At 68.8% G+C, this 21,186-nt stretch carries 18 protein-coding genes and 1 pseudogene; 7 read left to right on the top strand and 12 right to left on the bottom strand.

The window, feature by feature from the left end; genetic code table 11:
* Position 1: 1 nt before the first annotated feature.
* The 3 genes and pseudogenes from ACZ3H8_RS31095 to ACZ3H8_RS31105 form a co-directional block, all read right to left on the bottom strand.
* A complete protein-coding gene (locus ACZ3H8_RS31095; protein WP_307660919.1) occupies positions 2–130 on the bottom strand; it encodes a hypothetical protein in 129 nt (42 codons plus the stop codon).
* Between the two features lie 182 nt (positions 131–312).
* A pseudogene (locus ACZ3H8_RS31100) lies at positions 313–533 on the bottom strand (helix-turn-helix domain-containing protein); the annotation flags it as partial.
* A gap of 78 nt (positions 534–611) precedes the next feature.
* Positions 612–1,154, bottom strand: a complete 543-nt coding sequence (locus ACZ3H8_RS31105) for a GNAT family N-acetyltransferase (RefSeq protein WP_467407520.1) — start codon at positions 1,152–1,154, stop codon at positions 612–614.
* Positions 1,155–1,274: 120 nt separating this feature from the next.
* On the opposite strand from ACZ3H8_RS31105, the gene ACZ3H8_RS31110 reads away from it, so the two are divergent.
* The 3 genes from ACZ3H8_RS31110 to ACZ3H8_RS31120 all read left to right on the top strand — a co-directional run bounded on the left by ACZ3H8_RS31110 (position 1,275) and on the right by ACZ3H8_RS31120 (position 4,207).
* The gene (locus ACZ3H8_RS31110; RefSeq protein ID WP_467407521.1) at positions 1,275–3,209 is read left to right on the top strand and encodes a glycoside hydrolase family 97 protein; all 1,935 of its coding nucleotides are present in this window, start codon (positions 1,275–1,277) and stop codon (positions 3,207–3,209) included.
* 93 nt (positions 3,210–3,302) lie between these two features.
* Positions 3,303–3,758, top strand: a complete 456-nt coding sequence (locus ACZ3H8_RS31115; protein WP_467407523.1) for an SRPBCC family protein — start codon at positions 3,303–3,305, stop codon at positions 3,756–3,758.
* 98 nt (positions 3,759–3,856) lie between these two features.
* Complete coding sequence (locus ACZ3H8_RS31120; protein WP_467407648.1) at positions 3,857–4,207, top strand: ArsR/SmtB family transcription factor; 351 nt, start codon at positions 3,857–3,859, stop codon at positions 4,205–4,207.
* Here ACZ3H8_RS31120 and ACZ3H8_RS31125 read toward each other — a convergent pair.
* The 3 genes from ACZ3H8_RS31125 to ACZ3H8_RS31135 all read right to left on the bottom strand — a co-directional run bounded on the left by ACZ3H8_RS31125 (position 4,152) and on the right by ACZ3H8_RS31135 (position 7,147).
* Entirely contained in the window at positions 4,152–4,391 is a 240-nt protein-coding gene (locus ACZ3H8_RS31125; RefSeq protein ID WP_356223594.1) for a hypothetical protein, read from the bottom strand. The genes ACZ3H8_RS31120 and ACZ3H8_RS31125 overlap by 56 nt on opposite strands.
* 108 nt (positions 4,392–4,499) lie before the next feature.
* Positions 4,500–6,131, bottom strand: coding sequence for an L-glutamate gamma-semialdehyde dehydrogenase (pruA, locus tag ACZ3H8_RS31130; protein WP_467407524.1), 1,632 nt, complete (start codon positions 6,129–6,131; stop codon positions 4,500–4,502).
* A 35-nt stretch (positions 6,132–6,166) separates the two neighbouring features.
* On the bottom strand, positions 6,167–7,147 hold the full coding sequence (locus tag ACZ3H8_RS31135; protein WP_467407526.1) for a proline dehydrogenase family protein: 981 nt from the start codon (positions 7,145–7,147) through the stop codon (positions 6,167–6,169).
* A 175-nt stretch (positions 7,148–7,322) separates the two neighbouring features.
* Here ACZ3H8_RS31135 and ACZ3H8_RS31140 point away from each other — a divergent pair, with 175 nt between their 5' ends.
* From ACZ3H8_RS31140 to ACZ3H8_RS31155, 4 genes are all read left to right on the top strand, one after another.
* Positions 7,323–8,666, top strand: a complete 1,344-nt coding sequence (locus tag ACZ3H8_RS31140; RefSeq protein ID WP_467407527.1) for a PucR family transcriptional regulator — start codon at positions 7,323–7,325, stop codon at positions 8,664–8,666.
* 101 nt (positions 8,667–8,767) lie between these two features.
* Complete coding sequence (locus tag ACZ3H8_RS31145; protein ID WP_467407529.1) at positions 8,768–10,078, top strand: prenyltransferase/squalene oxidase repeat-containing protein; 1,311 nt, start codon at positions 8,768–8,770, stop codon at positions 10,076–10,078.
* Positions 10,079–10,604: 526 nt separating this feature from the next.
* A complete protein-coding gene (locus ACZ3H8_RS31150) occupies positions 10,605–11,162 on the top strand; it encodes a class I SAM-dependent methyltransferase (RefSeq protein WP_467407650.1) in 558 nt (185 codons plus the stop codon).
* A 507-nt stretch (positions 11,163–11,669) separates the two neighbouring features.
* Positions 11,670–11,849 (top strand): hypothetical protein, encoded by a 180-nt coding sequence (locus ACZ3H8_RS31155; protein ID WP_467407530.1) that lies wholly within the window; start codon positions 11,670–11,672, stop codon positions 11,847–11,849.
* A 14-nt stretch (positions 11,850–11,863) separates the two neighbouring features.
* Here the strand turns inward: ACZ3H8_RS31155 and ACZ3H8_RS31160 are convergent, their stop codons facing one another.
* The 6 genes from ACZ3H8_RS31160 to ACZ3H8_RS31185 form a co-directional block, all read right to left on the bottom strand.
* The gene (locus ACZ3H8_RS31160; RefSeq protein WP_467407531.1) at positions 11,864–12,439 is read right to left on the bottom strand and encodes a TetR/AcrR family transcriptional regulator; all 576 of its coding nucleotides are present in this window, start codon (positions 12,437–12,439) and stop codon (positions 11,864–11,866) included.
* Between the two features lie 81 nt (positions 12,440–12,520).
* On the bottom strand, positions 12,521–14,113 hold the full coding sequence (gene serA, locus ACZ3H8_RS31165) for a phosphoglycerate dehydrogenase (protein ID WP_467407533.1): 1,593 nt from the start codon (positions 14,111–14,113) through the stop codon (positions 12,521–12,523).
* A 259-nt stretch (positions 14,114–14,372) separates the two neighbouring features.
* Complete coding sequence (ilvC, locus tag ACZ3H8_RS31170) at positions 14,373–15,488, bottom strand: ketol-acid reductoisomerase (RefSeq protein ID WP_467407534.1); 1,116 nt, start codon at positions 15,486–15,488, stop codon at positions 14,373–14,375.
* Positions 15,466–15,990, bottom strand: coding sequence for an acetolactate synthase small subunit (gene ilvN / locus ACZ3H8_RS31175; RefSeq protein WP_005311534.1), 525 nt, complete (start codon positions 15,988–15,990; stop codon positions 15,466–15,468). Before ilvN ends, ilvC begins: the two co-directional genes overlap by 23 nt.
* Before the next feature lie 26 nt (positions 15,991–16,016).
* Positions 16,017–17,900: an acetolactate synthase large subunit gene (locus tag ACZ3H8_RS31180; protein WP_307660929.1), complete on the bottom strand. Its 1,884-nt coding sequence runs from the start codon at positions 17,898–17,900 to the stop codon at positions 16,017–16,019.
* A gap of 202 nt (positions 17,901–18,102) precedes the next feature.
* A complete protein-coding gene (locus ACZ3H8_RS31185; protein ID WP_467407536.1) occupies positions 18,103–20,928 on the bottom strand; it encodes a putative bifunctional diguanylate cyclase/phosphodiesterase in 2,826 nt (941 codons plus the stop codon).
* Positions 20,929–21,186: the final 258 nt, after the last annotated feature.

Below are 21,186 nucleotides of genomic sequence, written 5' to 3' on the forward strand. Positions count from 1 at the left end.
CTCAGTGGCCGGTGGAGCCGCCGTTGTCCCTGCGGTCGAGGGCTCGCTGCAGGGCGGCGGCGGCATTCTTGCGCTCAGCCTCGCTCGAACGGGCGGTGTGACGGACGCGGCGGACGGTCGTCTCGGGCATGGTGATCGACTCCTTGAGATCAGAAATGATTTCGAGGCGCCGGAAGGGGCGGGGAGCCGGGCCGCAGGGGTTGCCTGCTTCGGGCACTGGCTCACGACCGCCATTCGCTGGATCGAGCGAGACGTTCGGCTTCTACAAAGCTAGGACAGGTACGCGCTTCTGTCTCCACAATTACTCGGACTTCCTACTATCTGAGACGGCGACGTCGCGATGCCCAGGTCGGCGTGCCCGTCGGCGGCCTCGCCCGCGGTGCCTCGCCCCAGCTCCCGCACCACCCGCACCTGCGGCGGCCGGGGTCGCGCCCTGCCGCCCGCGGTCGAAGAGCACCGCGGCGATCTTGCGCTCGCCGGCCCGCACCGAGTGGGACACCGCCGACTGGGTTCATGCCGAGGGCGGCAGCCGCGGCCCATGCTGAGGGGTGGGAACCTGGGAAAGATGCTGGTCGAGTCTGCCGGACGGGTCAGCGACTGAGGCGCTGGAGCTACAACACGTCCCCGTCTCGCCAGTCGAAGAGCAGCGCGGCAGGGGGCTGCGGCAGTGGACGGCCCGCGGCGGGGCGCAGATATGTGGAGTCCTCCTCGTCCGGGAGGTGCACCACCCCGTCCGGGCCGAGCGCCTCGACCCGGCCCTGCCACAGCTGCCAGCCGCGCGTCCGGTACAACTGGGCGCCGTCGTCGGACGCTGACAGCGCGCCGAACTCGTACGCGCCGTCGACGACCCGTTCCAGCTCCGCCATCACCCGGCTGCCGAGCCCTTGCCTGCGGCAGTCGGGGCGTACGGCCATCGCCTCGATGTAGCCGATGCGGTATGAGCGGCCCCCGTACAGCACCCGGCGCATGATCACGCTGCCGTGCGCGGCGATGCCCTTGTCGTCGCGTACCAGCGCATGGAGGCCGCCGAGCGAGTGGTCCCAGTCCTCGTCGCCGAAGTCGCCCTCGAAGGCGTCGTCCATCAGTGCGCGGATCTCGGCCAGTTCGGCCGGGGAGAGCTGGTAGGTGTGGGCGGCGCGCAGCGGCTGGGTCATACGCCCCACTCTGGCACCGCCGCCCCCATCAGCTCGACACGAGCCTGCGATTGATCCGATGTCCAGGGCGTCAGAAGCCTTGACGGTCACTCAACTCGCACCCATCCTCCCGGTCATCGGATGACTGTGCATCGGACGACGCTCCAGGAGGCACTCGTGGCATTACCGCACCGGATCCGCACCTTCGCCCTCGTACTCTGCGGCGCGCTCGCCGCCGCGCTGCTCGCCTCCACCCCGGCCCAGGCCAAGAGCCCCACCTGGACCGTGCGGAACCACATCGGACCGACCGCCAGGCTCGCCCTCGCACCCGGCACAGGGACACTCACCCTCGCCATAGAGCGTGACGGCAAGACCGTCATCGAGCCGTCCCCCCTCGGCATCCGTACCGAAAGAGCCGATCTTTCCAGCGGGTTGACGTACCTCGGGCGCAGCGACCGCACCGTCTCCGAGTACTACCGGACAGCCGCGGGCAAGGACCGCACCCGCCACGTCCAGATGCGCGAGGCCCTCTTCCGGTTCCGTACCGCCGACGGCGCGCGGCTCGAGCTGGCCGTCCGGGCCTCCCGGGACGGCGTCGCCTACCGCTACAGCCTTCCCGACACCGGCGACACCGGGAACATCCTCGGCGAGGCGTCCGCCTTCACGCTGCCCGACGGCGCCGACGCCTGGCTCGGGAAGTACCGGCGGGACAACGAGAACCTCTTCACCCACCACGCCGCCACCTCCGCGCCCGCCGACGAGTACATGATGCAGGCGCTGTTCAGGACACCCGGCGGCTATGCGCTGATCGCCGAGTCCGACCTCACCGGCTCCTACTCGGCCGCCCGCCTCACCCATGCGGCCGACTCCCCCACCTACGGCGTGAGGCTCTGGGACGAGCAGGTCCAGGTCACCGGCGGCCGGCTCAGCACCCCCTGGCGCGCGGTGGTCACCGGCAGCCTCGCGGACGTCACCGAGTCCACCTTCACCGACGACCTCGCGCCCGCCTCCCGCATCCGTGACACCTCCTGGATCGAGCCAGGACCCGCCCTGTGGACCTGGCTGGCCGGCGGCCGCCCCGCCGGGCAGAGCCTGAGCATGCAGAAGGGGTACGTGGACTACGCCGCCGAGCGCGGCTGGCCGTACACCGTCGTCGACGCCGGCTGGTACTTCGACCCGGCACGGTGGGACGTCACCGACCCCAACTGGCGGCAGAACAGCTGGATTCCGGAGCTGGTGCGCTACGCACGCGCGAAGAACGTCGACATCCAGGTCTGGATCCACCACCGCGACCTCGACACCGCCGAGGAGCGCGAGCAATGGCTGCCCACACTGGAGAAATGGGACGTCAAAGGCGTGAAGATCGACTTCATGGACTCGGAGGCGCAGGAGCGGCTGCGCTGGTACGACGCGATCCTCCCCGCCACCGCCGAGCACCATCTGCTCGTCAACTTCCACGGCTCCACGATCCCCAAGGGCATCCAGCGCACCTGGCCGCACGTGATGACGCTGGAGGGTGTCAACGGCGAGGAGAAGCGCGTCAACACCGCCGAGCACCTCACGATCCTCCCCTTCACCAGGAACGTCATCGGCTCGATGGACTTCACGCCCGGCGCCTTCCACCGCCCGACCCGCCCCAACGCAGCCTCCGACGCAGGCGAGTTGGGCCTGTCGGTGCTGTACGAGTCCGGCATCCAGAACCTCGCGGGAACGCCCGAGTCGTACGACGCCCGCCCGGAGGCGCGCCGCTTCCTGGAGCAGCTCCCGGCGGCATGGGACGAGACCCGGCTGCTGGCGGGCGAACCGGGCAGCGGCGCGGTGGTGGCGCGGCGCGCCGGTGCGCGCTGGTTCATCGGCGGTACTTACGCGGGCGCGGCCCGCACCGCCGCCGTACCGCTGCGGATCGGCCGGGGCAGCTGGCTGGTCGAGACGGTCACGGACGGTCCGGCGGGCCTGGTCCGGACGGCGAAGGTGGCCCGCGGCGGTGCGACGCTGGAGATCGGCGTGGTGGCGGACGGCGGCTTCGCGGCGACAGCCTGCCCCTGGCATCCGGGCCGCACGACCTGCGACCGTTAGCACAGAGAATCGCGCAACCGATGGGTTGCACTTCCCGGCTATGACGTGCAACCATTGGGTAGCACGTCATAGCCGAGCAGAAAGCTGAAGATCATGAGCGAGGACCGGATCGAACGAGAGATCACCATCGCCGCGCCCGTCGAGCGCGTTTGGGCGGTGCTCACGGAGCCGGAGCACGTCGGATCGTGGTTCGGACAGGGCAAGCCGACCCCGGTCGACCTGCGCCCGGGAGGCACGATGCTCTTCGACCACGGGAAGTACGGACAGTTCCCGACGACGATCGTGAAGGTGGACCCGCCGAACCACTTCTCGTACCGCTGGGCGAGCGCCTTCCCCGGTGAGCAGGCCGCCGAGGGCAACTCCACCCTGGTGGAGTTCACTCTCACCCCGGACGGCGACGGCACCCGTCTGCGCGTGGTGGAGACCGGCTTCGCCGACCTCGACATCCCCGCGGACAGGGTCGACACGGCTGGGTACGAGAGCCACTCGCGCGGCTGGACCGAACAGGCCGAGAACATCAAGCAGTACGCGGAGCGGCTCGCGGCATGACGGAGGACGCAGGCCGGGACACGGACAGCCGCGACCCCGGCCCGGGCGCGGACCAGGCCGCGGACCGGAGTACGGACCAGGACGCCGTCACAGAGGTCCTGTCGGCGCTGGCGGACCCGACCCGCCGCCGGATACTCGACGCCATCGCCGCGCACGGCGAGGCGACAGCGACAGTCCTGGCGACGGAGCTGCCTGTCAGTCGGCAGGCGATCGTCAAGCACCTCGCGGTCCTGACCCGGGCCGGTCTGGTGGCCGGCCACCGGGAGGGCCGCGAGGCGCGCTATACCGTCCTGCCCGCGCGGCTCGGCGTCACCGCCCGCTGGATGGACCGTGTCGCCTCCGAGTGGGACAACCGGCTCTCGGCGATCAAGCGCCTCGCCGAGGCGGACCCGGCTACGCCGAGACCTTCTGGCTCAGCTCCCGGGCAACCCGGGCGATCCACTCGCTGAACTCCTGCCGGTGATGCACCTGTCCGCCGCACAATGCGCTGACCTGCGCATCCGTGAGCCGGTTCGGCCCGTCCACCGCCAGCAGCCCGCTCATCTCCCGTAGCACGGAAGCCAGTCGCACGGCATCGGTGTGCTCGATCGAGTCGACCCCGTGGCCGCCACCCAGCGTCGTGGAACCAGGCATCACGCCCTCCTTCCGGCGCCCCCTTGAAGCAGCGTAGACCCGCCGGACGTGGACCGCCCCCGTCCGGCATGGGGGCCGGGACGGGGGCGGGGTTCAGGGAGCTGAACGTCAGCCCATGTGCGGGTACGAGTAGTCCGTCGGCGGGACCAGCGTCTCCTTGATCGCGCGGGTCAGCGTCCAGCGCATCAGGTTCTGCGGGGCGCCCGCCTTGTCGTTCGTGCCGGACGCACGGCCGCCGCCGAAGGGCTGCTGGCCGACGACGGCGCCGGTCGACTTGTCGTTGATGTAGAAGTTGCCCGCGGCGTACCGCAGCTTCTCCATCGTGTACGCCGCCGCTGCTCGGTCGTTCGCGATGACCGCACCGGTCAGTGCGTACGCGGACACCGACTCCATCTGCTCCAGCATCGCGTCGTACTCGTCGTCCTCATACACGTGCACCGCGAGGAACGGGCCGAAGTACTCGGTCGTGAAGACCTCGTTGCCCGGGTCCGAGCACTCGACGACCGTCGGGCGGACGAAGTAGCCGACCGAGTCGTCGTACGTTCCGCCCGCGACGATCGTGCAGGTCGGGTCTTCCTTCGCACGGTCGATCGCGGCCTTGTTCTTGGCGAAGGCGCGCTCGTCGATCACGGCGCCGATGAAGTTCGTCAGGTCTGTGACGTCACCCATCTTGATGGCGTCGACCTCGGCCGCGAACTCCTCCTTGAAGCCGGAATTCCAGATCGAGGCGGGGACATACGCACGCGAGGACGCCGAGCACTTCTGGCCCTGGAATTCGAAGGAGCCGCGGGTCAGCGCGGTCTTCAGCGCGGCACGGTCGGCGCTCGGGTGGGCGACGACGAAGTCCTTGCCGCCGGACTCGCCGACGATGCGGGGGTAGGAGCGGTACTTCTCGATGTTGTTGCCGACCGTCTTCCACAGGTGCTGGAAGGTCTTGGTCGAGCCGGTGAAGTGGATGCCGGCCAGCTCGGGGTGGTTCAGTGCCACCTCGGAAACGGCGATGCCGTCGCCCGTCACCAGGTTGATGACGCCCTTGGGCAGGCCCGCCTCCTCCAGCAGCTGCATCAGCAGAACGGCCGCGTGAGTCTGGGTCGGGGACGGCTTCCAGACCACCACATTGCCCATCAGGGCGGGGGCGGTGGGCAGGTTGCCCGCGATCGCGGTGAAGTTGAACGGCGTGATCGCGTAGACGAAGCCCTCGAGCGGGCGGTGGTCCAGACGGTTCCACACGCCAGGCGAGTTGGCCGGCGGCTGCTCGGCGAGCAGATCACGCGCGTACTTGACGTTGAAGCGCCAGAAGTCGACAAGCTCGCAGGGGGTGTCGATCTCGGCCTGCTGCACGGTCTTCGACTGACCCAGCATGGTCGAGGCGGCGAGCGTCTCGCGCCACGGTCCTGCCAGCAGCTCGGCCGCGCGCAGGATGATCGCGGCGCGGTCGTCGAAGGACATCGCGCGCCACGCGGGCGCGGCGGCCAGCGCGGCGTCGACCGCGTCCTGCGCGTCCTGCTGCGTGGCGCCGCCGAAGGTGCCGATGACGGCCTTGTGGTTGTGCGGCTGTACGACGTCGAAGCGCTCGCCGCCGCCCATCCGCTTCACGCCGCCGATCGTCATCGGCAGCTCGATCGGGTTCTCGGACAGTTCCTTGAGCTTGGCCTCCAGGCGGGCGCGCTCGGGGCTGCCGGGAGCGTAGCTGTGCACCGGCTCGTTGACCGGGGCGGGGACCTGGGTCACAGCGTCCATGAGTTCCGATACTCCTTTGTGAGGGGTGGGAGGGCTCAGCCCTTGGTGATCATCGAGCGCAGGAAGAACAGCAGATTGGCCGGCTTCTCGGCGAGACGGCGCATGAAGTAGCCGTACCAGTCGGTGCCGTACGCCGTGTAGACGCGCATCCGGTGACCCTCGGCCGCGAGCCGGAGGTGCTCGTCGCTGCGGATCCCGTACAGCATCTGGAACTCGTACTCATCCAGTTTGCGCCCGGCGCGGCGCGCGAGCTCCTGTGTGACGGCAATGAGGCGCGGATCGTGGGACCCGATCATCGGGTAGCCGTCGCCCTCCATCAGGATCTTCAGGATGCGGACGTACGCCTTGTCGATCTCGGCCTTGTCCTGGTACGCGACGGTCGAGGGCTCCTTGTAGGCGCCCTTCACGATGCGGACGCGGCTTCCGGCCGCGGCGAGGCGGCGGGCATCGTCCTCGGTGCGGAACAGGTATGCCTGGATCACGCAGCCGGTCTGCGGGTAGTCCTTCCGCAGCTCCTCGTGGATGGCGAACATCGAGTCGAGGGTGGTGTGGTCCTCGGCGTCCAGCGTGACCGTGGTGCCGATGGAGGCGGCGGCCTCGACGACGGGGCGGATGTTGGCGAGCGCCAGCTCGTGTCCCGCCCGTCGCCCGCCACCACCCTTGGCCGAGAGCCCTGCGGGCTCGCCCCCCTCGATTTCCAGGCACTGGCCGAACATCGACAGCTTGACCGACATCTCGGCCTTCGCGCCCAGGCCGAGGTCTTCGAGGTACTCGATCAGTTCCATGTAGGCGTCGCGGGCGGCGTAGGCCTGATCGCGCGTGGTGATGTCCTCGCCCACGACGTCCAGGGTGACCTCGAGGCCCTTGGCGACGGTCTCCTTCACGATCGGGATGACCTGCTCAACCGTTTCACCGGCGATGAACCGGGCGACGACCTGCTTGGTCCCCGGGGCGGCCGAGACGAAGCGGCGCATCTTGTCGCTGCGGGAAGCGGCGAGGATCACGGGACCCAGCACGGGGCACCTCCACGGAAACAGGGGCAGAAGGAGGCCGGAACCGAACGAATCGGGAACGGCACGAAGAACCACCGTGAAACCTAAGGATCGCTCCGATCCTGTGCCATCGACAGCTGTCACGCATCCGTGGCCCGGATCTCAGACATATGTCTGAAGGAGGTGCGAGAATGTCCGGGTGAAGGGCGATTACCAAGACCTGGTCGACGAGATCTCGGCGCTGCTGGCCGTACCCGCGACGCTGGAGAACCGCGACTTCGGGCTGATCGCCTTCGGCGCGCACGACAGCGACGACGACACCGCGATGGACCCGGTCAGGACCCGCTCGATCCTGACCCGGAAGTCGACGCCGGCGGTCCGCGCCTGGTTCGAGGGCTTCGGCATCGCACGCGCGACGGGCCCGGTCCGGATCCCAGCCGCCCCGGACGCGGGGGTCTTCCGGGACCGGATCTGTCTTCCCGTACGCCACCGGGGCATCGTGCTGGGTTACGTATGGCTGCTCGACGCGTCCCCGGGCCCGACCGAGGCGCAGCTGGCGGCGGCGATGGAGGTCACGGCGAGGATCGGCACGCTGCTCGCGGACGAGGAGCGGGCGGGCGCGGATCTGTCCCGGGAGTTCCGCGCGGTGCTGACGGCGGAGCACGGCTGGCAGTACGACATGGCGGTGTCGGCACTGCGCACGGCTCTGGGCGGCGCGTCCGCGGACGGCCTGCATGCGGTGGTGTGCGTGACCCCCTGGACAATGCCAGACGCCCCGTCGTCCCGCTCCCTGCTCGGGGCGGCGGCGCTGTGCACGGTGTCGTGCGGAGTGGGCGGCGGTGCCCGGGCCGGGCAGCTCGGCGCCGGCGGGAGCGCGGACAGCCGAGCGGTGAGCCCTGACTCGGACACCGGCGGAGCCGGGGCTCCCTGGAGCGGCACAACCGGCCGAACCGGAGCGCCCGGCGGCGGCGCGGGCGGAGCCGCAAGCCCCGGGAGCGGCGGCATCGACGGCTCCGACGACCCCCACGACACCGGCCATGCCCTCGCCGTACTCGTACGGCTCCGCTCGGCCGACGCCCTCGCGCCCGCCGTCACCGCCGCGGACCGGCTCCGCGCCATGGCGGGCGGGGACGCGGCGACCGCCGGAGTCGCCGCCCCGCGCCGCGGTCTCGCCGACCTCAACACCGCCTGGCTGGAGGCGACTTCCGCGGCCCGCGCCGCCCGGGCCCAGCCTCGGCTCGGGCCCGTCGCCGAGTGGGCGGCGATCGGCCCGTACCGCATGCTGACCGCGCTGCGCGCGGACTCCGCGCACGACCCCGCCGTACGCGAACTGCTCGACCGCTCGCACACCGAACTGGCCCGCACCGCCGAGGTGTTCCTCGACAACGCGGGCCAGGCGGGCCGTACGGCGGCCGCCCTCGGCATCCACCGGCAGACGCTCTACTACCGGCTCTCCCGCGTCGAGCAGCTCACCGGACTTGACCTGGCGGAGGGCGAGGACCGGCTGCTGCTGCACATGGCGCTCAAGGCCGCCCGGTTTTAGGAAACGTCCCGCCGGGTCCGCGGGCTCAAAACAGCCAATCGACGAATCATCACATGACGGCCGGGGCATGATAGTTGACCACCGTAGTTGGGGGTACTCCGATGGTGCGCTCGACCGCAGACCTTTCCGGCGCCGCCCTGACCGAGGCGATCGATCGTGCGCACGCTTGCCTGCGGCGCAACTTCCGGGCGGTGGAGGGCGCATCGGGTTGGTACCACTACCTGGACGATCCCAATCCGGGTGTCACGGCTTCGGCCGTCGGCCTGTACGCGTTCAGCCTTCCCGGGGCAACATTCGAGCGGACGCCGGACGTACTCCGCTATCTGATCAGTCAGCAGAGAACTTCGGACGATCGCAGCGATGGCGGCTGGTCGGTCCGGACCACTAACGGCTTTCCGGTGGCCGAGGCGACGGCATGGGTCGTCCGGGCCCTCAGCCGCCCGGAAGTCGGCCCGCTCAGGGGCGGAGAAAGCCTGCGGCGCGGCGCCGAGTGGATAAAGAACAACCAGAACATCGACTTCGGCTGGGGATCGCACCTCGGGCAGCCGTCACGCGTATTCCTCACGGCCCTCAACATGCTCGCTCTGCACGAGTGCGGCGGCGACCGAACAGCTCTCTCCAATGCACAGAGATGGCTGATCGACGCACAGAGTCCGAGCATGCCCGCCTGGGGCCCCACGCCCGGCTCCGAGGCGACTCTCGTGCATACCAGCTTCGCACTCATGGCTCTCACCAATATCCCTGGAGCGTTGAGCGTGAACACCATTCGCCAGACGACGGAATGGCTGATGGAGAAGTTGGAGCCAGGGGTACACGTCGAGCGAAGCACTACGGTCGAGGAGTACGACGTTCCTTACCCGCAAGGTGACACGACCGTCGTCTTCCAGAATTCCCTGCCACACTTCGCCGGTCCCCTTGCCATCACCGCCGTTCTGTCGACGGGCTCGGTCGACCCATTGCGGGCGAAGTTATTCAACGCGATCCAGGGGATACTGGACACTCAACAGGATGGCGGCCATTGGGAATTACCGCGAAGTCCGGTGAGACCGTCGATCTGGGCGATCTGGCCCTTCGTATCCGCGTTGACTCTCGCACGATCGGCCATTTTCACCACGCCCAACAGCAGAGCCACCCTCCTCTTCCCCGGCTGCGTCATCATTCAGAACGAGAATTCGGAGCAACGGCTCACCAGAAGACTGCTAATCAAGAACGCGCTGTTCGACTGGCTCCGCTCAAAATGGATCACAGTCTTGCTGTGGTTGACGTCCGCGATTGCCACCGGGGTGCCCCTGGCCCTGCTCATCACCCGGAAGCTGTCGACGGTCGAATTTCTGATGGCGCTGATAGTCCCGGTACTGCTGATGATATTTGACTATGCACGCGAGCGCCGGTCCGTCACAGGCGAGAGGTGATACTGGGTGATCGGTTTGCATACCGACGGCCCGTGCAAGATGCACGACGAAGTGCGATGAGGCGGATCCACCGTGACCGGCGACGGCAAACCTTCGGACACTTCGTCGTTTTTGTCGAACACAAATCCCGCGGAAATGAATCCCAACCGGGCGGCTCCTGTATCCTTCCCGATGACGAAGAATGAGTGGATGGGATCCTTTGTGCCGTCAGGGAGCCATCGGGTAGCCAGGTCGGCCGAACCGGCCCGTGCCGCCGAAAAGAGACGGAACTACTACTTCTGCACGTGAAAACGAGACAAAGGTCATGGTCGATCCGAAATTACCTTCTCAGTACGCCAGGCGCGTCTGGGCGGGACTGCTCGAGCATTCGGACCTCTGGCACTGGGCCGCACCCCTCTGCCTCTCCAACTCCCGGAGGACGGCAGAGTCCCTCGGAGGAGCAGAGGACCAGGACGCGGGACTCCTCATCCATGAGACGTTGCTCGCATATGGAAGCGCCGCGGAGAAATATGCCCGAAGGACAAGCATGTTTACGCCGGGCTCCACACTCCCATCCGAAATCGCCGAGATGTCCCGGTCGACCAGCCGAGTCGTCCTGGACGCGGGATCAGGCGCAGGCCGTGACTCCCTCCGCTTCGCATTGCAGGGCAGCGAAGTGCTGGCTCTGGACGCATGCCTCCCCCTTCTCTCTATGACCCCAGCACACCCACGGCTGCGGACCGTATCAGGCGATGTCCGGTCGGTTCCTCTGCCGGACGCCACAGTCGGCGCCGTTTGGTGCTCTGCGGTCCTCCTCCATATGCCGCCCGCCGAATTCCTTGCATCACTTCTCGAGTTCCACCGGGTACTGAAGCCCGGCGGACTGTCGCAGATTTCCGTCAAAGAGGGCACGGGTCACGTCGCACTGCCCATAGCCGGACACGGTTCACCGATCCGCCACTTCTTTTTCTACCAGCTCGACGAACTCAAGACCCTTGCCCACAGCAGCGGATTCGAAGTCGTCAGGACCTGGACTGAGGACGAGGTGGACTCCTCCGCCAGTCTCCAGCGCTGGATCAAACTACTCCTGCGAAAAGCGCCGTGATCCCGCATCCGCATCTGCACCTGGAGCCCGAGGAGCGGAAGAGGGGAGCCCTGTGCCTCGCCAGCAGAAGGCCACATTTCAGAGAAGAGTTCTTCGACACTCACCGGCGGACAAGGACGACCGGCCGAAGGTGATGCCGACCGATCCGCGTGGCTTCCTGAGCGACGTCCACTCCGAACAACGCTCACAGGGAATCGACCACGTGGACTTGCCCGTCTCGCCACGTCGCTTCCTCGGGGACGGCATGTCCTGGGCCGATTTCGTGAAAGTCGTCCACGCGAGCAGCGGCCGCCTCCGCCGGGCTCGGAGCCTCCATCGGCGGGCGAGTTCGGGCCGGAGGAGCATGTCTGGCGGGCGCTGGACCACTCGGTGCCCAGCGGATCGGCCATGGCCTGGCAGCCGGGTCGAGCCGATCGCTGATCCGGCGCCTGGCACGGGACGGAGTTCTCGTCAAGGTCTCGCTAACGTCCAACGTCGCGCTGGGCGCGGTCATTCGCCTGACGTCTCGTGTTGACTCTGCCGGAGCATGGCGTACCAGCGTCCTTCAACTCCGATGTGCCGCTGCACACGGGGCGGTCCTTCATAGACGACGTTTCCGCAGCGTCGGCGCTGCTCGACATCGACCGCACCGCCGTCCTCGGCTTCCAGGCTCGCGCGGCGCCGTCCCGCTTCGCCCGGCCGGGATGACGCGGGGGCACATCTCAGCGCTTGTCCTCCAGGATCGCCCGCAGCCCCTGCGTCAGATCCTTCGCCGACGGCGCAGTCTCCGGGTCGACCATCCACTGGATCATCACGCCCGCCACCAGCGCCTGGTAGAGGAGCCCGGCCACCCGGGCCTTCTCCGGGTCGGCCTGCGGGTCCATGCCGAGGAACGCCTCGGCCATGCCCGAACGCCCCTCCCTCTGCGGGTCCTTGATCGCGTCGCGCAGCGTGTCGTCGTCGTCCAGCCGCGACACCACCTCCAGCTGGAGCTTCCAGACCGCGCGGCTGGCGTCGAACGCGGCGATGATCTGCTCCCAGGTCTTCTCGAAGCGCTCCAGGGGATCCGCCGTCAGATCGGGCGCCTGCCTGTTCGCCGGGCCGACCGCATTGCCCCACTCCTCCGTCACCGCGAGGAAGGCCTGGTTGAGGAGCGCCTCCTTCGAGCCGTAGTGGTAGCCGATGGAGGCCAGATTCGTGCCGGAGGCGGCGACGATGTCCCGCGCGGTCGTCCGCGCGTAGCCCTTTTCCAGCAGGCAGCGCTTCGCACCTTCGAGCAGATCCTCACGATGTCCCATGACAGCAGCGTACCCGGCACACAGACGCTTGTGTAAGACGCACGTCTATGAACCGGGTACGCGGAGCGGGAGCTGCCGGGATCAGTCGGTGAGGTTCACCGAACGCGCCGACGCCGCGCCGATCTCGTCCGCGATCTCGGTGAGCACCGACGGCGGCACGGTGTCGTCCACGGTCAGCACGACCACCGCCTCGCCACCCTCCTCCGAGCGCGAGACCTGCATGCCCGCGATGTTCAGTCCGGCCTCGCCGAGGATCCGGCCGACCGTGCCGACGACGCCGGGACGGTCTTCGTACCGCAGGACGACCATGTGGTCGGCGAGCGCCAGGTCGATGTCGTAGTCACCGATCGCGACGATCTTCTGGAGGTGCTTGGGGCCGGCCAGCGTGCCGGAGACCGCGACCTCCTCGCCGCCCGAGAGCGTGCCGCGGACGGTGACGACATTGCGGTGGTCCGGGGACTCCGAGCTCGTCGTCAGCCGGACCTCCACGCCGCGCTCCTGCGCGAACAGCGGGGCGTTGACGTACGAAACGGTCTCGTCGACCACGTCCTCGAACACGCCCTTGAGCGCGGACAGTTCGAGCACCTTGACGTCGTGCTGGGTGATCTCGCCGTACACCTCGACGTCGAGCCGGACCGCGACCTCGCCCGCCAGGGCGGTGAAGATCCGGCCGAGCTTCTCGGCCAGCGGCAGACCCGGGCGCACATCCTCGGCGATGACGCCGCCCTGGACGTTGACCGCGTCGGGCACGAGCTCACCGGCGAGCGCGAGACGGACCGAGCGGGCGACGGAGATACCGGCCTTCTCCTGCGCCTCGTCGGTGGACGCGCCGAGGTGCGGGGTGCACACGACCTGGTCCAGCTCGAACAGCGGGGAGTCCGTGCACGGCTCCTTCGCGTACACATCCAGGCCGGCGCCCGCGACGCGTCCCTCCTTGAGCGCCGAGTACAGCGCCTCCTCGTCGACGATCCCGCCGCGCGCGGCGTTGACGATCCGGACCGACGGCTTGACCTTGTGCAGCGCTTCGTGGCCGATCAGGCCGAGCGTCTCGGGAGTCTTCGGCAGGTGGACGGTGACGAAGTCGGAGACCTCGAGCAGCTCGTCGAGCGAGAGCAGCTTGACGCCCATCTGCGCGGCGCGCGCGGGCTGTACATACGGGTCGTACGCGACGATCTTCATGCCGAAGGCCGACATCCGCTGCGCGACCAGGACGCCGATACGGCCGAGGCCGACGACGCCGAGGATCTTCTCGCTCAGCTCGACGCCGGTGTACTTGGAGCGCTTCCACTCGCCGTTCTTCAGGGCGGTGTTGGCCTGCGGGATATTGCGCGCGGTGGCGACCAGCAGACCGCAGGCCAGCTCGGCGGCGGTCACGATGTTCGAGGTGGGGGCGTTGACGACCATCACGCCGGCCTTGGTGGCGACGGAGACGTCGACATTGTCGAGACCGACGCCCGCGCGGGCGACGACGCGCAGCTTCTTCGCGACTGCGATGGCCTCGGCGTCGACCTTGGTGGCGCTGCGGACAAGGATCGCGTCGACGTCGGCGATGGCCGGGAGCAGCTCCGCGCGATCGGCGCCGTTGCAGTGCCGGATCTCGAAGTCCGAGCCAAGCGCGTCGACGGTGGCGGGCGACAGCTCTTCAGCGATGAGTACGACAGGTTTCGAGCTCACGTGAGTCCTCACAAGTCCAGTGCGGACGGCCGTCCCGACGGCCGCAGGCGGTGGAGGGGGCTAGCCGCGTGGAAGACGCACGACACTGTGGGCCTGACGCGTATGTCTGTTGAGCAGTGTAGTGGTGCAAGCCGGTGCGTCTTAACGCCTCCAAGGCAGGATCACCCGTCCGTGGCTGGACAGAGTGGAGAAGCGCTGGAGCGCGGCGGCATGACGACGGGGGCAGGGACCGGCTCGTCCCGGCCCCCCGTCCGCGGGCTTACGCCTCGTCGTTGTCGACCCAGCTCATGAGCTTGCGCAGCTCCTTGCCGGTGGTCTCCAGCAGGTGGTTCTCGTCCTGCTTCTTGTACTCGTTGTACTTCTTCAGACCGCCGTGGTACTCGTCCATCCAGTTCTTGGCGAAGGTGCCGTCCTGGATCTCGGCGAGGACCTTCTTCATCTCGGCCTTGGTCTGGTCCGTGATGATGCGGGGGCCGGTGACGTAGTCGCCCCACTCGGCGGTCTCGGAGACCGACCAGCGCATCTTCTCCAGGCCGCCCTCGTACATCAGGTCCACGATCAGCTTCAGCTCGTGGAGGCACTCGAAGTACGCGATCTCAGGCTGGTAGCCGGCCTCGGTCAGGGTCTCGAAGCCCGCCTTGACCAGCGCGGAGGCGCCACCGCAGAGGACGGCCTGCTCACCGAACAGGTCGGTCTCGGTCTCCTCGGTGAAGGTCGTCTTGATGACGCCGGCGCGGGTGCCGCCGATGGCCTTGGCGTACGAGAGCGCCAGCGCGAAGGCACTGCCGGTCGCGTCCTGCTCGACGGCGGCGATCGCCGGGACGCCGCGGCCCTCCTCGTACTGGCGACGGACCAGGTGGCCGGGGCCCTTCGGGGCGACCAGGGCCACGTCGACACCGGCCGGCGCCTTGATGAAGCCGAAGCGGACGTTGAAGCCATGGGCGAAGAACAGCGCGTCGCCGTCCTTCAGGTTGCCCTTGATGGACTCCTCGTAGACCTGGGCCTGGATCGGGTCAGGGATGAGGATCATGATGACGTCGGCCTCGGCGGCGGCCTCGGCGGGGGTCACCACGCGCAGGCCCTGCTCCTCGGCCTTTGCCTTGGACTTGGAGCCCTCGTGCAGACCGACGCGGACGTCGACACCCGAGTCACGGAGCGACAGCGCGTGGGCGTGGCCCTGGCTGCCGTAGCCGATGACCGCGACCTTGCGGTTCTGGATGATGGACAGGTCGGCGTCGTCGTCGTAGAACAGCTCGGCCACTGGGATATCTCCTTGGTGTGCACGTCTTTGGAATGACGCTGTTTGCGTCCCACCGTACGGCGGGAGGGGGTGATGAAGGCGGGGGGTCTCGCTAGGCGGAACGGTCGAGGGCACGCAGGGACCGGTCCGTGATGGACCGGGCGCCGCGCCCTATGGCGATCGTGCCCGACTGGACAAGCTCCTTGATGCCGAACTGCTCCAGCATCTTCAGCATCGCTTCGAGCTTGTCACTCGAACCGGTGGCCTCGATGGTGACCGCCTCGGGCGAGACGTCCACGGTCTTGGCGCGGAAGAGCTGGACGATCTCGACGATCTGGGAGCGGGTCTCGTTGTCCGCGCGGACCTTCACCAGCACGAGCTCGCGCTGGATCGCGCCGCCGGGCTCGAGTTCGACGATCTTCAGAACGTTGACCAGCTTGTTGAGCTGCTTGGTCACCTGCTCCAGCGGCAGGTCCTCGACATTGACCACGATGGTGATGCGGGAGATGTCGGGGTGCTCGGTGACACCGACGGCGAGCGAGTCGATGTTGAAGCCGCGGCGGGAGAACAGGGCGGCGATCCGGGCGAGGATGCCGGGCGTGTTCTCCACCAGGACGGAGAGCGTGTGCTTGGACATGTGCGTCGTTCCTCTTCCTACGGCTCTCAGTCGTCTTCGTTGTCGCCGAAGTCGGGGCGGACGCCGCGCGCTGCCATGACCTCGTCGTTGGAGGTGCCTGCGGCGACCATCGGCCACACCTGGGCGTCCTCATGGACGATGAAGTCGATGACGACGGGGCGGTCGTTGATCGCGTTGGCCTCGGCGATGACCTTGTCCAGGTCGTCCGGGGACTCACAGCGCAGCGCGTAGCAGCCCATGGCCTCCGACAGCTTGACGAAGTCGGGGACGCGGGTGCCCTGGCGCGCCGTGGTGCTCGCGCCGACCTGGGAGCCGGCCACGTGGTGCCCCGTGTCGTCGGCGTGCAGGACGGTGCTGGAGTAGCGCTGGTTGTAGAAGAGGGTCTGCCACTGGCGGACCATCCCGAGCGCGCCGTTGTTGATGATCGCGACCTTGATCGGGATGTTGTTCAGCGCGCAGGTGGTGAGCTCCTGGTTGGTCATCTGGAAGCAGCCGTCGCCGTCGATGGCCCAGACCGTGCGGTCCGGCATGCCGGCCTTGGCGCCCATCGCGGCCGGGACCGCGTAGCCCATCGTTCCGGCGCCGCCGGAGTTCAGCCAGGTGGCGGGCTTCTCGTAGTCGATGAAGTGGGCGGCCCACATCTGGTGCTGGCCGACGCCCGCGGCGTAGATGGTGTTCTCGGGGGCGAGCTGGCCGATGCGCTGGATGACCTGCTGCGGCGAGAGGCTGCCGTCGTCCGGCTGGTCGTAGCCGAGCGGGTAGGTCTCGCGCCAGCGGCTGAGGTCCTTCCACCAGGCGCTGTAGTCGCCGGTGTGGCCTTCGCTGTGCTCCGCCTGGACGGCTTGGACCAGGTCGGCGATGACCTCACGGGCGTCACCGACGATCGGCACGTCCGCGGTGCGGTTCTTGCCGATCTCGGCCGGGTCGATGTCGGCGTGGACGATCTTGGCGTACGGGGCGAAGCTGTCCAGCTTGCCCGTGACGCGGTCGTCGAACCGGGCTCCGAGGGCGACGATCAGGTCGGCCTTCTGCAGCGCGGTGACGGCGGTGACCGCACCGTGCATGCCCGGCATTCCCACGTGCAGCGGGTGGCTGTCGGGGAACGAGCCCAGCGCCATCAGGGTGGTGGTGACGGGGGCGCCGGTGAGCTCGGCGAGGACCTTCAGCTCGGCGGTGGCGCCGGCCTTGATCACGCCGCCGCCGACGTACAGGACGGGCCGCCGGGCCTGGACGATCAGCTTGGCGGCCTCGCGGATCTGCTTGGCGTGCGGCTTGGTCACCGGGCGGTAGCCGGGCAGGTCCTGCTGCGGCGGCCAGCTGAAGGTGGTCTGCGCCTGGAGGGCGTCCTTGGCGATGTCGACGAGGACCGGGCCCGGGCGTCCCGTGGAGGCGATGTGGAAGGCCTCGGCGATGGTGCGCGGGATGTCGTCGGCCTTGGTGACCAGGAAGTTGTGCTTGGTGATCGGCATCGTGATGCCGACGATGTCCGCCTCCTGGAAGGCGTCCGTGCCGATCGCCTTGGAGGAGACCTGGCCGGTGATCGCGACCAGCGGCACGGAGTCCATGTGCGCGTCGGCGATGGGGGTGACCAGGTTGGTGGCGCCGGGGCCCGAGGTCGCCATGCAGACGCCGACCTTGCCGGTGGCCTGGGCGTAGCCGGTCGCCGCGTGGCCGGCGCCCTGCTCGTGACGGACCAGGACGTGGCGGACCTTGGTGGAGTCCATCATCGGGTCGTACGCGGGGAGGATGGCGCCGCCGGGGATGCCGAACACCGTGTCGGCCCCCACTTCCTCGAGAGAACGGATGAGGGACTGCGCGCCCGTGACGTGCTCAACTGCAGCGGTGTGTCCGCCGGTACGGGCCCGCGGCTGCGGATGGTGGGCCCCGGTGGCCTGCTCGGTCATCGGCATTCTCTTCTCGAAGCTGAGGGTTTTTGCGAGGGTTTGGGGTGTGCCGGTGCAACAAAAAACCCCTCGTGCCGTGAGGCAGGCGAGGGGAGCGCGTCGGGAGGGGTCTGCAGGGCTTTCGCGGCCCTGCTCAGCCGACGCGCTTTCCAAGTACGAGAATTCGGGTGCGCATGGCATTGACCCTCCCCCCGGCGCGCCATGACTGTCAAGTGGGTGGGACGCGCGTCTCATTATTTGAGCCATTACGAGCAGGGTAGACGCCGCCTGTCAGGACGGGCAGGGCGATTCCGCCGGGCACCGGGAACTCGTCGCGGACCAGGGCGCGGCGCAGCCGGTACTCGTCGAGCGGTCCCGAGAAGGCCATGCCCTGGCCGTGCGTGCATCCCATGGCGCGCAGTGCGAGCACCTGCTCGGGCATGTCCACACCGTCCGCCACAGACTGCATGCCGAGGTCGCAGGCGATCCTCAGCAGCCCCGCGGTGATCTTGTGCAGCCGGGCGGACTCGACGACGCCCTCGACCAGACCCCTGTCCAGTTTCAGTACGTCCACGGGGAGCCTGCGCAGTGCGTTGATCGCGGCGTATCCGCTGCCGAAGCCGTCCAGGGCGATCCGTACGCCGAGTCTGCGCAGCGCGACCAGACGCTGCTCCAGATCGTCGAAGGAGATCCGCGGATCGCTGTCGGCGAGCTCGATGACCAGCGCGCCCGAGGGCAGCCCGTGCCGGGTGAGGAGGGCTTCGATGGAACCGAGCGGCAGGGACTTGTCCAGCAGCCGGCCGGCCGAGAGCCGGACCGAGACGGGCACCCGGTGGCCCACCCTGCTGCGCTCGGCGGCCTGCTCCACGGCCTCTTCGAGCAGCCAGCGGCCGAGCTCGGCGGTGCGGGCGCCCTCTGGAGTGTCGGCACTGTCGGCGACCCGCAGGAATTCGGCCGGGGTGAACAGGATGCCCTGGGCGGACCGCCAGCGGGCCTGGGCGGCGACGGCGGCGATACGGCCCGTGGCAAGGCTCACCACGGGCTGGTGGAGCAGCGCGAACTCGCCCTCGTGCAGGGCACTGCGGAGCCGGGCGGCCAGCTCGGTGCGGCGTACCACATCGGCCTGCATCTGCGGGGCGTACAGCTCGACGCGGTCCTTGCCCGCGGCCTTGGCGCGGTACATGGCGAGGTCGGCGTTGCGCATCAGGTCGGTGGGGGTGATGGATGGCTCGGCAAAGGCCACCCCGATGGAGGCGGCCACCCGCACTTCGCGGCCGTCCACGCGGTACGGCTGGGAGAGGGTCAGGCGCAGCCGGTCGGCGATCTCCTGCACCTGGTACTCACGGGCGGACTGGTTGCGGGAGCCGTCGCCGACGACGAGGGCCGCGAACTCGTCACCGCCGAGGCGGGCTGCGGTGTCCCCGGAACGTACCGAATCCTGCAGGCGGCGGGCCGCCTGGATCAGCAGCTCGTCGCCGGCCAGGTGGCCGAGACGGTCGTTGACCCCCTTGAAGCCGTCGAGGTCGATGAAGAGCACTGCGGTGCCGGAGTCGCCCGCGCGGCGGCCGGTGAGGGCCTGGCGGACGCGTTCGGTGAACAGGGCGCGGTTGGGCAGGTCGGTGAGCGGATCGTGCTCGGCGTTGTGCTGCAACTGCGCCTGCAGCCGGACCCGTTCGGTGATGTCGCGACTGTTGAAGAGCAGGCCACCCTGGTGTCGGTTGACCGTGGACTCCACATTGAGCCAGTCGCCACTGCCCGATCTGAAGCGGCAATCGATCCGCATGGTCGGCTCATCGGCCGGCGGGGCGGCCAGAAACCGGCGCACTTCACGGACCACCCGGTCGAGGTCCTCGGGGTGGATCAGACAGGCCAGCTCGGAGCCGATGAGCTCCTCGGCCTCTCGGCCGTATACACCGGCGGCCGCGGGACTGACATAGCGCAGTATCCCGCTGGGGGCGGCGATCATGATGACGTCGCTCGACCCCTGCACCAGCGAGCGGAAGTGGTTCTCCTTCTGCGCCAGCTCATGGGTGAGGGCGATGTTGTCGAGGAGCATGATGCCCTGCCGGACGACCAGGGCGAGGACCACGGTGCAGCCGGTGAGGACGACGACCCGGTCCACTCGGCGGCCCTCAATGACGTTGTGGAGGATGCCGAGGGTGCAGACGGCAGCAGCGAGATACGGGGTGAGGGCGGCCAGCGAGCCGGCGACGGGGCGGCTGGGGTGGCGGGTGCCGCGCGGGGGTCTGGCCGTCTCGACCGTACGGCGTGCACCCCAGGGGGCGTACGCGAGCAGCAGCGAACCGGCGAACCAGCCCGCGTCGAGGAGCTGGCCCGAGCGGTAGCTCTCGCGCAGCAGTGGCGAGGTGAACAGGGCGTCGCACAGGACGGTCAGGGCGAGGGCGGCGATGGCGGTGTTGATGGCGGAGCGGTTGGTGGCCGAGCGCCGGAAGTGCAGCGCGAGCACCAGGCTCACCAGCACGATGTCCAGCAGCGGATACGCGAGGGCCAGGGCGGCGGGAGCCACGCTCTCGCCCTGGACGCGCGCGGTGTGGGCGAGCGCGATGCTCCAGGAGAGGGTGAGGAGCGAGCCGCCGATCAGCCAGGCGTCCAGCGCGAGGCAGACCCAGCCCGCCCTGGTGACCGGGCGCTTGGCGAGGACGAGGAGGCCGACGATGGCGGGCGGCGCGAAGCAGAGGAAGAACAGGTCGGCGATCGAGGGGCTCGGTACCTCGCGGTCCAGCACAACCTCGTACCACCCCCAGACGGCGTTGCCGCACGACGCCATCGCGGAGGAGACCGCGAACAGCATCCAGGCGGGCCGAAAACGGCTGTGCCTGGAGCGGGCGTAGACGAAGCAGGAGACCGCGGCGACCAGGGCGGCGGCGCTCAGCCCGAAGTCGCCCATGACCAGAGCGACTTCGCGCGAACCCCAGCCGACGGCGGCGCCCACGCCGTAACCGGAGCAGATGGCGGCTAGGAGGATCTGGGAACGCAGCCCCGTGGCGCCGCCGGAGAACGCCTGCCGGGCCAGGAGTACCCCGGGGGCGCTCACGGGGCTGCCCCGGGGAGCGCCGCCGTCGGCGTGACAGCCGTCGGAGCGGGTCTTTGCTTCGCAGCGTGCGAGGGTCGTCGTCGGCGGCCTCGCCGCGTCGGATCGTTCGTGCAATGGCTGTGCATCGCCCGTCGCCCCCCTCGAAGTCTGATCGGCAGTCAGGTCGCGCTACTGCACCGCCCCTTGCCTGGTGCAGCCCCCAGGTCGGGACGATACACCAGTCTCGTCACTCAGGGACATAGTTCCTCTACTCTCCGT

This window comes from Streptomyces sp. NPDC002868 (assembly GCF_055563295.1).

What these genes read in the sequence shown, in the direction of transcription:
- ACZ3H8_RS31095 (WP_307660919.1), bottom strand. Translation starts at nt 130, where the DNA reads ATGCCCGAGACGACCGTCCGCCGCGTCCGTCACACCGCCCGTTCGAGC.
- ACZ3H8_RS31105 (WP_467407520.1), bottom strand. Translation starts at nt 1,154, where the DNA reads ATGACCCAGCCGCTGCGCGCCGCCCACACCTACCAGCTCTCCCCGGCC.
- ACZ3H8_RS31110 (WP_467407521.1), top strand. Translation starts at nt 1,275, where the DNA reads ATGACTGTGCATCGGACGACGCTCCAGGAGGCACTCGTGGCATTACCG.
- ACZ3H8_RS31115 (WP_467407523.1), top strand. Translation starts at nt 3,303, where the DNA reads ATGAGCGAGGACCGGATCGAACGAGAGATCACCATCGCCGCGCCCGTC.
- ACZ3H8_RS31125 (WP_356223594.1), bottom strand. Translation starts at nt 4,391, where the DNA reads ATGCCTGGTTCCACGACGCTGGGTGGCGGCCACGGGGTCGACTCGATC.
- pruA (WP_467407524.1), bottom strand. Translation starts at nt 6,131, where the DNA reads ATGGACGCTGTGACCCAGGTCCCCGCCCCGGTCAACGAGCCGGTGCAC.
- ACZ3H8_RS31145 (WP_467407529.1), top strand. Translation starts at nt 8,768, where the DNA reads ATGGTGCGCTCGACCGCAGACCTTTCCGGCGCCGCCCTGACCGAGGCG.
- ACZ3H8_RS31150 (WP_467407650.1), top strand. Translation starts at nt 10,605, where the DNA reads ATGTTTACGCCGGGCTCCACACTCCCATCCGAAATCGCCGAGATGTCC.
- ACZ3H8_RS31160 (WP_467407531.1), bottom strand. Translation starts at nt 12,439, where the DNA reads ATGGGACATCGTGAGGATCTGCTCGAAGGTGCGAAGCGCTGCCTGCTG.
- ilvN (WP_005311534.1), bottom strand. Translation starts at nt 15,990, where the DNA reads ATGTCCAAGCACACGCTCTCCGTCCTGGTGGAGAACACGCCCGGCATC.
- ACZ3H8_RS31180 (WP_307660929.1), bottom strand. Translation starts at nt 17,900, where the DNA reads ATGCCGATGACCGAGCAGGCCACCGGGGCCCACCATCCGCAGCCGCGG.